Origin of the sequence: Catenulispora sp. GAS73 (genome assembly GCF_041262085.1) — a bacterium.
Lineage (GTDB): Bacteria > Actinomycetota > Actinomycetes > Streptomycetales > Catenulisporaceae > Catenulispora.
The window spans coordinates 127158-140593 of the sequence record NZ_JBGCCM010000018.1; the positions used below are offsets into that span (position 1 = coordinate 127158).

Consider the following 13436-nt stretch of genomic DNA (forward strand, 5'->3'; position numbering starts at 1 on the left):
GCGTACGACCACTGTGAACAAGTGGTCCGCGCCCGGGCCCGGAACTTCGCCTACGGGATCCGCCTGCTGCCCACCACCAAACGCCAGGCCCTGTCCGCGGTCTACGCCTTCGCGCGGCGCGTCGACGACATCGGCGACGGCTCGGAGACCCGCGGCGAGCGCCTGGCGCAGCTGGCGGTGGCCCGCGACGACCTGCACCACCTCACCGAGCGCCCCGAGGACCCGGTGCTGGTCGCGCTGGCCGACGCCGCGCGGCAGCACCCGATGATCCCGCTGGCCGCCTTCGACGAGCTCATCGACGGCTGCGAGGCCGACGTCCGCGGCACCGACTACGCCACCCCCGACGAGCTGACCTTCTACTGCCGCTGCGTCGCCGGCTCCATCGGCCGGCTCTCGCTCGGCGTCTACGGCGTCGACCCCGCGCGCCAGGAGGAGGCCTCCAGGTACGCCGACTCCCTCGGCGTCGCGCTCCAGCTCACCAACATCCTGCGGGACGTGCGCGAGGACGGCCTGATGGGCCGCGTCTACCTGCCGGCCGACGAACTGGTCCGGCACGGCTGCACGCTGAAGATCGACGAGCACGGCCGCTTCGTCGACGACGACACCGACCTCGCGGCCCTGGTCCGCGACCAGGCCGCGGCCGCCCGCGGCTGGTACGACACCGGCCTGAAGCTGCTGCCGCTGCTGGACCGCCGCAGCGCCGCCTGCACGGCCGCGATGGCCGGCATCTACCGGCGCCTGCTCATCCGCATCGCCGAGCAGCCGATCAGCGCCCTGAACTCCCGGATGTCGCTCCCGGCCTGGGAGAAGGGCGTCGTCGCGGCCCGCGCGCTGGCGGGGGTCACACCGTGAGCGTCGCGATCGTCGGCGGCGGCCTGGCCGGGATCTCGGCGGCCGTCGCGCTCCAGGAAGCCGGGATCGACGTGGAGCTGTACGAGGCGCGTCCACGCCTCGGCGGCGCCACGCACTCCTTCCAGCGGGCCGGCTCCGACGGCGGCCCGGACCTGACGGTCGACAACGGCCAGCACGTCATGCTGCGCGCCTTCACCGCCTACCGCGGCCTGCTCGAACGCCTCGGCACCGGCGACGGCATCGACATCCAGGACCGTTTCGATCTGCGGGTCCTGACCCCCGACGAGCGGCCCGCGGCCCGGCTGCGCCGCACCGGGCTGCCTGGCCCGCTGCACCTGCTCCCGGCCCTGGCCAAGTACTCCCTGCTCACCCCGGCCGAGCGGTTGCGCGCCGCCTCGGCGTCGCTGGCGATGGGCAAGCTGGACCCGGCCGACCCGGCCCTGGACGCGATCAGCCTCGGCGCCTGGCTCGACCAGCACGGCCAGGACGACCGCACCCGCCGCTACCTGTGGGAGCTGTTCGTCACCGCCGCGCTGAACTGCGGCGTGGACGAGGCCTCGCTCGGGCTGTCGGCGATGGTGATCCAGACCGCGCTGCTCGGCAGCTCGACCGCCGCCGACATCGGCGTCCCGCGCATCCCCCTGGGCGAACTGCACGGCCGCGCCGCCGAGAAGAAGCTGCGCGGCGTGCACCTGAAGACCAAGGTCGAGCAGGTCGTGTCCGGGACCCGGCTGGTCGTCGACGGCTTCCCGGTGGACGCCGAGGCGGTGATCGTCGCGGTACCGCACCCGGCCGCCGCCGCGCTGGTGCCCCAGGCCGCGTGCCCGGACCGGGAGCGCTGGGCGGGACTGGCGTCCTCGCCGATCGTCGACGTGCACGTGCTCTACGACCGGCCGGTGATGGACACCTCCTTCGCCGCGGTCGTCGACTCGCCGGTGCAGTGGGTCTTCGACCGCACCGCCGCCGCCGGCCTGGGCCAGACCCACGGCCAGTACGTCAGCAGCGTCGTCTCGGCCGCCGGGCAGTGGATCGACGCGCCGGTCGCGCAGATCCGCGAGGCGTTCCTGCCGGCGCTCGCCGAGGTGCTGCCGCGTACGCGGCGCGCGGAGGTCACCGAGTTCTTCGTCACCCGCGAACGGCACGCGACGTTCCGCCAGGCCCCGGGCTCCGCGGCCCTGCGCCCGCCGGCCGCGACCGGCGTACCAGGGCTTTTCCTCGCCGGCGCGTGGACCGCCACGGGCTGGCCCGACACCATGGAGGGCGCGGTGCGCAGCGGGCTGACGGCCGCCGCTCTGTGCCGTCGCCACTTGCAGAAAGGCACCGACCGATGACAGTCGTCCCGCACGCCGTGACCGCCGGCCGCGAACTGGTGGAGGCGGCCATGCGCGCCGCCGTCGAACGGCTGGACCCCCGGATGCGCCGGGTCGCCGCGTACCACTTCGGCTGGGTCGAGGCCGACGGCTCGCCGCCGAAGGGCCCGACCGGCGGCAAGGCCCTGCGACCGGCGATGGCGCTGCTGTCCGGCCGCGCCGCCGGCGCCGACATGGCGCGCGTGGTGCCGGCCGCCGTCGCGGTCGAGTTCGTGCACGCCTTCTCGCTGCTGCACGACGACGTCATGGACAACGACCGCATGCGCCGGCACCGCCCGGCCGCCTGGACCGTCTTCGGCGTCCCCGCCGCGATCCTGGCCGGCGACGCGCTGCTGGCGCTGGCCGAGGAGGTGCTGCTGGACCGCGGCACCGCCGGCGCGCACCGCGCGGCCCGCCACATAGCCGCCACCACCCGCAAGCTGATCGCCGGCCAGGCGCTCGACCTGGGCTTCGAGACCCGGACCGACGTCACCCTCGACGAGTGCACCGTGATGTCGATGGACAAGACCGCGGCGCTGTTCGCCTGCTCTTGCTCGATCGGCGCCGTACTGGCCGAGGCCCCGAACCGGCTGGCGCTGGCGCTGTCCGGGTTCGGCGAGGACCTGGGCCTGGCCTTCCAACTCGTCGACGACCTGCTCGGCATCTGGGGCGAGCCGGAGGTGACCGGCAAGCCGGTGCTGAACGACCTGCGCTCGCGCAAGAAGTCGTTGCCGGTGACCGCGGCTCTCGGCTCCGGCACCCCGGCCGCGGCGCGGCTGGCGCTGCTGTACACGCAGTCCGAGCCGCTCACCGAGCCGCAGCTGATCGAGGCGGCTTCCTTGATCGAGGAGGCCGGCGGCCGGGCCTGGGCCGAGAACGCGGCCGACGCCCGGATCGCCGCCGCCCAGGACCGGCTGGCCTCCGCCGACATCCCCGACGACGTGCGGGCCGAGTTCCTGGCCGTCGCGCGCTTCGTCACCCATCGGGACAACTAGGTAGGGATACCTGTGACAGACGTCATCGACCAGGCCGTCAGCGCGAGCGGGTCCTCCGACTCCTCCGGTTCCCCCGGAGCCTCCGAGGCCGCCGCGACGCTCAAGGCCGCCGCCGACCACCTGCTCGGCCTGCAGGACGCCGCCGGCTGGTGGAAGGGCGAACTGGAGACGAACGTCACGATGGACGCCGAGGACCTGCTGCTGCGCCAGTTCCTCGGGATCCGCACCGCCGAGGAGACCGCCGAGGCCGCCGCCTGGATCCGCTCCCAGCAGCGCGCCGACGGCACCTGGGCCAACTTCTTCGACGGCCCGGCCGACCTGTCGACGACCATCGAGGCCTACGCGGCGCTGCGGATGGCCGGCGACCCGCAGACGGCCGAGCACATGGCCGCCGCACGCACCTTCATCCTGGAGTCCGGCGGCATCGAGGCCAGCCGGGTCTTCACCCGGATCTGGCTGGCGCTGTTCGGCGAATGGCAGTGGTCGGACCTGCCGGTGATGCCGCCGGAGCTGATCTACCTGCCGAAGTGGTTCCCGCTCAACGTCTACGACTGGGCCTGCTGGGCCCGGCAGACCGTGGTGCCGCTGACCATCGTCAACGCCCTGCGTCCGGTGCGCGAGCTCGGCTTCGACCTCAGCGAGCTGCGGACCGGCCGCCGCACCCCGGCCAAGCGCGGCTTCTTCACGACGCTGGACCGCGCGCTGCACGTCTACGAGCGGCGCCCGCTGCGCTCCGTCCGCGACGCCGCCCTGCGCCGTTCCGCGGAGTGGATCATCGCGCGGCAGGAGGCCGACGGGTCCTGGGGCGGGATCCAGCCGCCGTGGGTGTACTCGCTGATGGCGCTGAACCTGCTCGGCTACGGTGTCGACCACCCGGTGATGCGCAAGGGCATCGAGGGCCTGAACGGATTCATCATCCGCGACGAGCGCGGACGCCGCCTGGAGGCGTGCCAGTCCCCGGTGTGGGACACCGTCCTGGCGATGACCGCGCTGCGCGACGCCGACCTGCCGGAGGACCACCCGGCCCTGGTCAAGGCCGCCGACTGGGTGCTCGGCGAGGAGATCACCAACCCCGGCGACTGGTCGGTGCGGCGCCCGGAGGTCGCCCCCGGCGGCTGGGCGTTCGAGTTCGACAACGACGGCTACCCCGACACCGACGACACCGCCGAGGTGCTGCTGGCGCTGAACCGCGTCGCGCACCCGGACGCGGCCCCCGCGATCCGCCGGGGCGTCGAGTGGCTGGAGGGCATGGCCTGCAAGGACGGCGGCTACGGTGCCTTCGACGCCGACAACACCCGCACGCTGGCGCTCAAGCTGCCGTTCTGCGACTTCGGCGCGGTCATCGACCCGCCGACCGCCGACGTCACCGCGCACACGCTGGAGGCGTACGCGGCGCTGGGGCGCGGCGGCTCGGCCGCCGCGCGGCGTGCGGTGGACTGGCTGGTCAGGGAGCAGGAGAGCGACGGGTCGTGGTTCGGGCGCTGGGGCGCCAACCACGTGTACGGCACAGGCGCCGTGGTCCCGGCCCTGGTCGCGGCCGGGGTCGATCCGGAGGACGAGCTGATCCGCCGGGCGGTTCGCTGGCTGGAGGAGCACCAGAACGACGACGGCGGCTGGGGCGACGACCTGCGCTCCTACCGCGACAAGCGGTGGGTCGGGCGCGGGGTTTCGACCGCTTCGCAGACCGCGTGGGCGCTGCTGGCGTTGCTGGCGGCGGGGGAAGCCCGCAGTTCTGCGGTCGAGGCCGGTGTCCGGTTCCTGACTCGCACGCAGCGCGCCGACGGGACCTGGGACGAGGACCACTTCACCGGCACCGGCTTCCCCGGCGACTTCTACCTGAACTACCACCTGTATCGGCTGGTGTTCCCGATCAGTGCCCTGGGCCGGTATGTGAAGGCTCTGTCATGACGGGCTCGACGGACCTCCTTGTCTGCGCCGCGCTCGGCATCGAGGCCCGGGCCCTGAAGACCGACGGCCTGCGGGTCGAGCGCGTCGGCATGGGCATCCGGCGGGCCGAGGAGTTCGCGCAACGGGACCCGGCCTTCGACGTGCTGGCCGTCGCGGGGTTCGGCGGCGCCACCGACGGCTGCCTGAAGCCGGGGGACGTGGTCGTCGCCGACGAGGTGCGGCGGGGGGAGCGGGTGATCGAGTGCCCGTGGGCGGACTCGATCGCGTTCGCGCTGGAGCAGCACCTGATATTGGAGCCCGACGCTGCCCGGCAGGTTCCGGCCGTGGTCACCGGACCGATCGCGACCGTGGATCACGTGGCGAGGTCCGAGGACCTGACCCGGCTGGCGGGACAGGGCGTGACCACGGTGGACATGGAGTCGTTCCCCCTGGTCGCGACCGCCCGAGGCCGGCCCTTCACCGTCGTCCGGGTGGTCGTCGACACTCCGGACCACCCATTGGTCCGTCCGTCGACCCTGCGCGCGGGCCTGACCGCACGCAAGAGACTCCGAGCCATCGGGGCCGTCCTACAGCACTGGGCCACAGCGCTCGAACACGTCTGAAGAACCATCGCTGGATCGATTCGTAAGGAGGCGCGGAACATGGGAATGCCGGTCCGCCAGAGCGTCCGCATCGGAAGCTACATCCTGGGCAACAAGCTGCGCCGCCGCGAGAAGTTCCCCCTCCTGGTGGAGCTGGAACCGCTGTTCGCCTGCAACCTGGCCTGCGCCGGCTGCGGCAAGATCCAGCACCCCGCGGACGTCCTGAAGAAGCGCATGCCGGTCGAGCAGGCGCTCGCCGCGATGCGCGAGTGCGGGGCGCCGATGGTCTCCATCGCCGGCGGCGAGCCGCTGATGCACCCGCAGATCGGCGAGCTGGTCGACGAGCTGGTGAAGATGAAGCGCTACGTGTTCCTGTGCACGAACGCACTCCTGATCCCCAAGAAGCTGGACCGCTTCAAGCCCTCGCGCTACTTCACGTGGGTGGTCCACCTGGACGGCCTGCGCGAACGCCACGACGAGTCGGTCTGCAAGGAAGGCGTCTTCGACGAGGCGGTAGCCGCCGTCCGCGAACTGCGCCGCCGCGGCTTCCGCGTGACGACGAACACGACGATCTTCGACACGGACTCGCCCCAGGACGTCATCGACATCCTCGACTACCTGAACGACGACCTCCGCGTCGACCAGATGATGATCAGCCCCGGCTACGCCTACGAGAAGGCCCCGGACCAGGAGCATTTCCTCCCGGTGAAGCAGACCCGCGAGCTCTTCCGCAAGGCGTTCGCGGACGGCAACCGCCAGCGCTGGCGCCTGAACCACAGCCCCCTGTTCCTGGACTTCCTGGAGGGCAAGACCGACTTCCCCTGCACGGCCTGGGCCATCCCGAGCTACTCCCTGTTCGGCTGGCAGAAGCCCTGCTACCTGATGTCGGACGGCTACGCGGCGACGTACAAGGAGCTCCTGGAAGAGACCGACTGGGACAGCTACGGCCGCGGCAACGACCCCCGCTGCGCGAACTGCATGGCCCACTGCGGCTACGAGCCGACGGCCGTGTTCGCGACGCTGGGCTCGCTGCGCGAGTCGGTGCGGGCGCTGCGGGAGGGATGAGGCGGCGAGGCGTGGCGGCGGCGGCCCGCGCGACGGTGTGGGGGATGAGGGGCGCGGCGCTGTCGGTCTGGCGGCAGCCAGCCTTCCGGCGCTCGGAGTGTGTGCCGGCGCGGCGGGGCTCGACCCTCTGGCGTGCGGACTGTGCGCGGGCGCGGCTTGTCCGGCGGGGCTCTGGTGCGAGCGTGCGTGGCCGAGCGGTGCTTGATCTGGTGTCTGCTTGTCGGCGGCCCGCGCGCGGCTCTCACTCCCCGAACCGCCCCTCCAACCACCGATAAGCCCCCGGCGCCACCCCCTGCACCGCCACCGGCACCCGCAACCACCGCGGCACATATACCTCCGCGGCCCCCCGCTCCACGCACCGCATCACCGCCTCCGCCGCCGTCTCCACCGGAATCGGCCGCGGCCACCGCCGTGCGTAAGGCGTCCCGCGCCGCTCGAAGAACGGCGTCTCGATCACCCCCGCGACCACCACCCCGACCGCGACCCGCGTGCCGCGCAACTCCCCGCGCAGGCTGTCCGCGAAGCAGTCGAGCCCCGCCTTGCTCGCCGCGTATACCGTCTCGCCTCCCACCCCGACGCGCCCCGCGATCGAGCTGACGAACACCAGCCGCCCCGCGTCCCGCTCCCGCATCCCCGGCAGCAGCGCGCGCGTCAGCGCGATCGGCGCCGCCAGGTTCACCGCCAGCAGCCGCTCCGCGGTCCCGGCCGGCATCGTGCCGAAGTCCCCCCGCCACCCGAATCCCGCGTTGTTCACCAGCACCTCGACCCGCCCCCGGCCGACCTCCAAAGCCCGCTCCGCGAGCCGTTCGGCCTCGCCGTCCCGCGCCAGGTCCGCGCACACCGGCACGCCGTCGACCGCCATCGCCACCGCCGCGGTCGCCTGTTCGTCGCGGCCGTGCACCACCACCCGGTACCCGCGCCGCGCCAGCGCCACCGCCGTCGCCGCCCCGATCCCCGACGACGAGCCGGTCACCAGCGCCACCCCCCGGTGCGCGTGCCCCTCGCTCATGACCCCTCGGACAGCGCCAGCGCCTCCTCCACCAGCGCCTCGACGATCTGCGCCTCCGGCACCGTCCGCACCACCTCGCCGCGCACGAAGATCTGCCCCTTGCCGTTCCCCGACGACACCCCGATGTCCGCCTCGCGCGCCTCCCCGGGCCCGTTCACCACGCACCCCATCACCGCGACCCGCATCGGATGCGGGAACCCCTCGAACGCCGCCTGCACCCGCTCGGCCAGCTTGTACACGTCCACCTGAGCCCGCCCGCACGACGGACACGACACGATCTCCAGATGCCGCCGCCGCAACCCCAGCGACTCCAGAATGCTGATACCGACCTTGACCTCCTCGACCGGCGGCGCGGACAACGACACCCGGATCGTGTCCCCGATCCCCTCCGACAGCAGGATCCCGAACGCCACCGCCGACTTCACCGTCCCCTGCATCAGCGGCCCGGCCTCGGTGACGCCGAGGTGCAGCGGGTAGTCGCACTGCTCCGACAGCAGCCGGTACGCGGCCACCATCACCAACGGATCGTGATGCTTCACCGAGATCTTGATGTCCCGGAACCCGTGCTCCTCGAACAGCGAGCATTCCCAGAGTGCTGATTCGACCAGCGCCTCGGGCGTCGCCTTGCCGTACTTCTCATAGAGCCGCTTGTCCAAGGAACCGGCGTTCACGCCGATCCGGATCGGGATCCCGGCATCCTCGGCGGCGCGCGCGATCTCCCCGACCTTGTCGTCGAAAGCCTTGATATTGCCCGGATTCACTCGCACCGCCGCGCAGCCGGCGTCGATCGCGGCGAACACGTACTTCGGCTGGAAGTGGATGTCGGCGATGACAGGGATCTGCGACTTCTTGGCGATCGCCGGCAGCGCGTCGGCGTCGTCCTGCGACGGCACCGCGACCCGCACGATCTGGCATCCGGCCGCCGTCAGCTGCGCGATCTGTTGCAGCGTGGCGTTCACGTCGGCGGTCAGCGTCGTCGTCATCGACTGCACGGACACCGGCGCCCCGCCGCCGACCGGCACGCCCCCGACGTCGAGCTGCCGGCTGATCCTTCGTCGCTCGCGGGTTCCCGCGCTCGGGAAGGCCGGCAGTCCGAGGTCGATGGCGTTCACAGTGTTCTCCTCGTTCTCCTCAGGAAAAAGTAGGCGGCCGAAGCGGCGCTAGCCGCGTGGAATCTGTGGAATCTGTGGGATCTCAGGGATCTCCATCAGTTCCAGGCTGTCCGGCACGCCGATCCGAGGCCCCACCCGAGGCCCGGCCCGCAACCCGTCGACAGCCGTCGCGACGATGTCCCGCACCGCCATCCCCGCGCTCTCCAGAATCTCCTCGCGTCCGCCGGCCGCCAGGAACTCCTGCGGGAGCCCCATCACCCGCACCGGCGTCGTCGACTCCGCGTCCGCGCACGCCTGCGCCAGCGCCGTCCCCATCCCGCCGCTGCGCACGCTGTCCTCGACGGTCACCACCAGCCGGTGCCGGTCGGCCAGGTGCGCCAGGTGCGGGTTGATCGGCAGGATCCACCGCGGGTCGACCACCGTCGCCCCGATCCCCAGCCGGTCCAGTTCCTCGGCGGCGGCCAGACAGGTCCGCGCGGTCACGCCGGCCGCGACGATCAGCACGTCCAGCGGCCGTCCCGCCGCGCGGTACAGGATGTCGACGCCGTTCATCCGCGCGTGCGCCTCGATGTCCGGCCCGGCCTCGGCCTTCGGGAAGCGGACCACGGTCGGCGCGTCGTCGACCGCCACCGCCTCCCGCAGCAGCTCCGCCAGCCGCGCCGGGTCGCGGGGCGCGGCCAGCCGCAGACCCGGGACGACCCCGAGGATCGCGCTGTCCCACATCCCGTGGTGCGAGGCCCCGTCCGGCCCGGTGACCCCGGCCCGGTCCAGCACGAACGTGACGCCCGCCTTGTGCAGCGCCACGTCCATGACCACCTGGTCGAAGGCCCGGTTCAGGAACGTCGAGTACACGCACACCACCGGGTGCAGCCCGCCGGCGGCCAGCCCCGCCGAGGAGCACACCGCGTGCTGTTCGGCGATGCCCACGTCGAAGATCCGCTCCGGGAACCGGCCGGCGAACTCGCCGAGCCCGACCGGCAGCACCATCGCCGCGCTGACGCACACCACGTCCGGCCGCTCGGCCCCGATCGCGCCCATCTGCTCGCCGAACACCTCGGTCCAGCTCCGCTTCGGCGCCTTGGTCGGCGTCCCGGTGTGCGGGTCCACGACGCCGACGGCGTGCATCCGGTCCGCCTCGTCGCACTCCGCGGGGGCGAAGCCGCGGCCCTTGGTCGTGATCACGTGCACCAGCGCCGGCCGGCCCAGCGCCGCCGCCTCGCGCAGCGCCTGTTCGGTGGCGGCGATGTCGTGGCCGTCGACCGGGCCGACGTAGGCCAGGCCGAGGTCGCTGAACAGTTGCTGGGCCCGGTGTTCTGCGCGCTTGTCGTGCATGTTGCGCTTATCGTGCTCGTCACGCTCTCCGTGCTCCGCGCGCAGGCCGCCCAAGTGGGTCGCGATGCCGCCGACCGTCGGCGCGTAGGCGCGGCCGTTGTCGTTCAGCACGATCACCACCGGCCGGTCACCCGCGCCGGCCAGGTTGTTCAGGCCCTCCCATGCCAACCCGCCGGTCATCGCACCGTCGCCGATCACCGGCACCACATGCCGCCGAGCCGGGTCGCCGGAGCCGTCGGCCAGCTCGCCGCGCAGCTGGAACGCCTTGGCCAGGCCGTCGGCGTAGCTCAGCGCGGTCGAGGCGTGCGAGTTCTCGATCCAGTCGTGCGCCGACTCGGTCCGCGAGGGGTAGCCGGACAGGCCGCCGCGCCGGCGCAGGGTGTCGAACCCGGGCGCGCGGCCGGTGAGGATCTTGTGGACGTAGCTCTGGTGCCCGGTGTCGAACAACAGCACGTCGTGCGGGGAGCGGAACGCCCGGTGCAGCGCGATGGTGAGCTCCACCACGCCGAGGTTCACGCCGAGGTGGCCGCCGACCGCGCACACCTTCTCGATCAAGAAGCCGCGGATCTCCTCGGCCAGCGCGGCGAGCTCGACGGAGTCCAACCCCGCCAAGTCCTCCGGACCCGATACCCGCTCCAACACCGGGCCGGCGCTCCGCCGCCGAGGTGCAGAAGACGACGACGAAGACTTGGCGGTCGTCCGCATAGGGACTCCTAACACTCGCCTACCATCGCGGCGCGGGAAGCAACTTGTGTGACTCCCACCGCACCAGGGTGGTCGCGAACGGCTCGCCGCGCGTGCCCGGCGGGGCTGGTGCGATCACCGTGATTCGGGTGTTGTGCCTGGTCAGAACACTGTGTCCGGTGCTTGCGGGTTTCTGCCGGGGTTGGCCTGTTCGGGCGATCGGCGGGTGCGTAAACCTCTTTCCACGACTGCGGAAGGTGTCGGCGTAACTACGTAGAGGCCCAGATTGCGGCCGAGGACTTGCAAAAGAGTAAGAATCACAAGATCGATGCGTGAAACGGCGTCCATGTGCTACACACTGGGAATCCACGCGCAGTCCACCTATGTCGGACAGCGAAGGCGACAGCCGATCCGGCAAGGCAGGGAAGATGCAGGTTGAGCTCGAAGACCGCCCCGAGGCGGCAAGCACCACCAGCACGGCCGTGACCCCCGTTCCGGCGCTGACCCTGACCGCTACGGAGGTAGGGGTAGAGGCCGGAACGGCGATGGCGCTGCCGGCCGGGGTGGCCTTGGCGGCGTCGATGGCCGCGGCTACGGAGACCGCCACGGCGGTTCCGGTGGCTGCGGCGCCGGCTCCCACACCCGCACCTGCACCGGTTGCGGTGCGCCCCCCGATCGCTCCTGTCGCCCCAGGCACTCCCGCCGCCCTGTCCACCCGCGGCCTGACCGTCACCGTCAAGCATCGCGGCGTGGTCAAGACCCTCCTCGACGACGTCGGCTTCGACGTCCCCGAGCAGGCGCTGGTCGCCGTCATCGGCCCCTCTGGCTCCGGCAAGTCCACCCTGCTGCGCGCGCTGACCGGCTCCCGTCCCGCCGACTCCGGCTCGGTCCGCTACGCCGGCCACGAACTGTGCGCCGAGTACTCCGTGCTCCGCCACCGAATAGGCCTGGTCCCGCAGGACGACGTCCTGCACGCCCAGCTCACGGTGAAGGCCGCGCTCCGCTACGCCGCGGCCCTGCGCTTCCCGCAGGGCACGACCGCCGAGCAGCGCGAGCGCCGCATCGACGAGGTCCTGACCGACCTGCGCCTGACCGAGTTCGAGGGCAACAAGGTCGCCACCCTGTCCGGCGGCCAGCGCAAGCGGGTGTCCGTGGCGCTGGAGCTGCTGACCAAGCCCTCGGTGCTGTTCCTCGACGAGCCGACCTCCGGCCTGGACCCGGGCATGGACCGCGACGTCATGCGCATGCTGCGCTGCCTGACCGACGAGGGCCGCACGGTGCTGGTGGTCACGCACTCGGTCGCCGAGCTCCAGGCCTGCGACCTGCTGCTGGTGATGGCACCCGGCGGGGGAGTGGCGTACTACGGGCCGCCGCAGGAGGCGCTGGCGTTCTTCGAGTGCGAGACGTGGGCGGACGTGTTCCTCGCGTTCTCGTGCCGGCGCGGGTACGACTGGGCCGGGGCGTATCGCTCGTCCGAGTACCACCTCAAATACAGCGCGGAGTCGTCTGGCGCGGAGTCGTCTGGTGCGACGACGCTTCCTTCACCGAGGTCTTCGAGCGAGGACTTTGGTCCCGGAGAGTCCCGGGACTCTGACGCTGCGTCGACGAAAGCCTCGACGGAAGCCTCGACTCCGGTGCCTTCCAAAGCAGCCGTCGCACCTTCCTCTTGCTACTCCTCGCCCCGCGCCTCCCAGAGCTGGGGCTCGCAGCTCCGCACCCTCATCCGCCGCTACCTCGCGGTGATCTCCGCCGACCGCGGCCACCTGATGCTGCTCGCCGCGCTCCCGATGATCATGGGCGTGCTGAGCCTGGCCATCCCGGCGTCCTCCGGCCTGGCCGCGGCCTCCGGCGGCGACAAGAACACCGATGCCCCGACCGTGCTCCTGGTCCTGGCCGTCGGCGCCTGCCTCACCGGCGCCGCCAACGCGGTCCGCGAGCTGATCAAGGAACGCGGCGTCTACGACCGAGAACGTGCCGCAGGACTGTCGCGCTCGGCATACGTGATGTCCAAGGCGATCGTCCTGGGCGTGATCACTGCGGCCCAAACCATCGTCCTGTCGGCGGTCTGCCTGCTGCCCCGCCGCCTGCCGGCCCACGGCCTGCTCATCTCCGGCACCGCGGTCCCCGAACTGATGCTGGCGGCCGTCCTGCTCGGCGTCACCTCGATGCTCCTCGGCCTGGTCGTCTCCGCGGTCGTCCGCACCACCGAGAAGACCATGCCGCTCCTGGTCCTGATCACGATCGTCGAGGTCGTGTTCTGCGGCTCCCTGTTCCCCCTCTTCCACAGCCCGGCGCTGGAACAACTGGCCTGGCTGTCCCCGTCGCGCTGGGCGGTCGCCGCCGAGGCCGCGACCATCAACCTGCCGAACATCATGGGGCCGCCACAGGGCCGTACCACCACCGACCCGCTCTGGCAGCACTCGGTCCTGCAGTGGAGCGCGGACATCGGGATGCTCGTCGTCCTCGGCGCGGCCTGCCTGGCCCTGGTGCTGCGGCTGCTGCGACGGCACGAGTCCTCGCTGCTGCGCGGCTGCTGACCTGCGGCTCCT

Annotated in this window: 10 protein-coding genes; 7 read left to right on the forward strand and 3 right to left on the reverse strand. The window is 72.1% G+C overall.

What is annotated here, in order from left to right; all coding sequences use genetic code 11:
* The first annotated feature begins 21 nt into the window (after positions 1-21).
* Genes hpnD through hpnH form a run of 6 tightly spaced genes read left to right on the forward strand, consistent with a single transcriptional unit; the run spans position 22 to position 6750 of the window.
* Positions 22-852, forward strand: a complete 831-nt coding sequence (hpnD, locus tag ABH935_RS26465; protein ID WP_370380632.1) for a presqualene diphosphate synthase HpnD — start codon at positions 22-24, stop codon at positions 850-852.
* Positions 849-2183 (forward strand): hydroxysqualene dehydroxylase HpnE, encoded by a 1335-nt coding sequence (gene hpnE / locus ABH935_RS26470; protein WP_370380633.1) that lies wholly within the window; start codon positions 849-851, stop codon positions 2181-2183. The genes hpnD and hpnE overlap by 4 nt, the downstream gene beginning before the upstream one ends.
* The gene (locus ABH935_RS26475) at positions 2180-3196 is read left to right on the forward strand and encodes a polyprenyl synthetase family protein (protein ID WP_370380634.1); all 1017 of its coding nucleotides are present in this window, start codon (positions 2180-2182) and stop codon (positions 3194-3196) included. The genes hpnE and ABH935_RS26475 overlap by 4 nt, the downstream gene beginning before the upstream one ends.
* A gap of 12 nt (positions 3197-3208) precedes the next feature.
* Positions 3209-5104: a squalene--hopene cyclase gene (gene shc / locus ABH935_RS26480; RefSeq protein ID WP_370380635.1), complete on the forward strand. Its 1896-nt coding sequence runs from the start codon at positions 3209-3211 to the stop codon at positions 5102-5104.
* On the forward strand, positions 5101-5706 hold the full coding sequence (locus ABH935_RS26485; RefSeq protein ID WP_370380636.1) for a 1-hydroxy-2-methyl-2-butenyl 4-diphosphate reductase: 606 nt from the start codon (positions 5101-5103) through the stop codon (positions 5704-5706). Before shc ends, ABH935_RS26485 begins: the two co-directional genes overlap by 4 nt.
* A gap of 39 nt (positions 5707-5745) precedes the next feature.
* The gene (gene hpnH, locus ABH935_RS26490) at positions 5746-6750 is read left to right on the forward strand and encodes an adenosyl-hopene transferase HpnH (RefSeq protein WP_370380637.1); all 1005 of its coding nucleotides are present in this window, start codon (positions 5746-5748) and stop codon (positions 6748-6750) included.
* A 241-nt stretch (positions 6751-6991) separates the two neighbouring features.
* On the opposite strand, the gene ABH935_RS26495 is transcribed toward hpnH, so the two are convergent.
* The 3 genes from ABH935_RS26495 to dxs are packed head-to-tail and all read right to left on the reverse strand — an operon-like array spanning position 6992 to position 10845.
* Complete coding sequence (locus ABH935_RS26495; protein WP_370380638.1) at positions 6992-7759, reverse strand: SDR family NAD(P)-dependent oxidoreductase; 768 nt, start codon at positions 7757-7759, stop codon at positions 6992-6994.
* Positions 7756-8871, reverse strand: a complete 1116-nt coding sequence (ispG, locus tag ABH935_RS26500; RefSeq protein ID WP_194921943.1) for a flavodoxin-dependent (E)-4-hydroxy-3-methylbut-2-enyl-diphosphate synthase — start codon at positions 8869-8871, stop codon at positions 7756-7758. The genes ABH935_RS26495 and ispG overlap by 4 nt, the downstream gene beginning before the upstream one ends.
* Positions 8872-8919: 48 nt before the next feature.
* Positions 8920-10845: a 1-deoxy-D-xylulose-5-phosphate synthase gene (gene dxs, locus ABH935_RS26505; RefSeq protein ID WP_370380741.1), complete on the reverse strand. Its 1926-nt coding sequence runs from the start codon at positions 10843-10845 to the stop codon at positions 8920-8922.
* 470 nt (positions 10846-11315) lie between these two features.
* On the opposite strand from dxs, the gene ABH935_RS26510 reads away from it, so the two are divergent.
* A complete protein-coding gene (locus ABH935_RS26510) occupies positions 11316-13424 on the forward strand; it encodes an ABC transporter ATP-binding protein/permease (RefSeq protein ID WP_370380639.1) in 2109 nt (702 codons plus the stop codon).
* The last annotated feature ends 12 nt before the right edge of the window (positions 13425-13436 follow it).

Excerpts from the sequence above, each read along its gene's own strand:
- ABH935_RS26475 (WP_370380634.1), top strand. The coding sequence starts at position 2,180 with ATGACAGTCGTCCCGCACGCCGTGACCGCCGGCCGCGAACTGGTGGAG.
- ABH935_RS26485 (WP_370380636.1), top strand. The coding sequence starts at position 5,101 with ATGACGGGCTCGACGGACCTCCTTGTCTGCGCCGCGCTCGGCATCGAG.
- hpnH (WP_370380637.1), top strand. The coding sequence starts at position 5,746 with ATGGGAATGCCGGTCCGCCAGAGCGTCCGCATCGGAAGCTACATCCTG.
- ABH935_RS26495 (WP_370380638.1), bottom strand. The coding sequence starts at position 7,759 with ATGAGCGAGGGGCACGCGCACCGGGGGGTGGCGCTGGTGACCGGCTCG.
- ABH935_RS26510 (WP_370380639.1), top strand. The coding sequence starts at position 11,316 with ATGCAGGTTGAGCTCGAAGACCGCCCCGAGGCGGCAAGCACCACCAGC.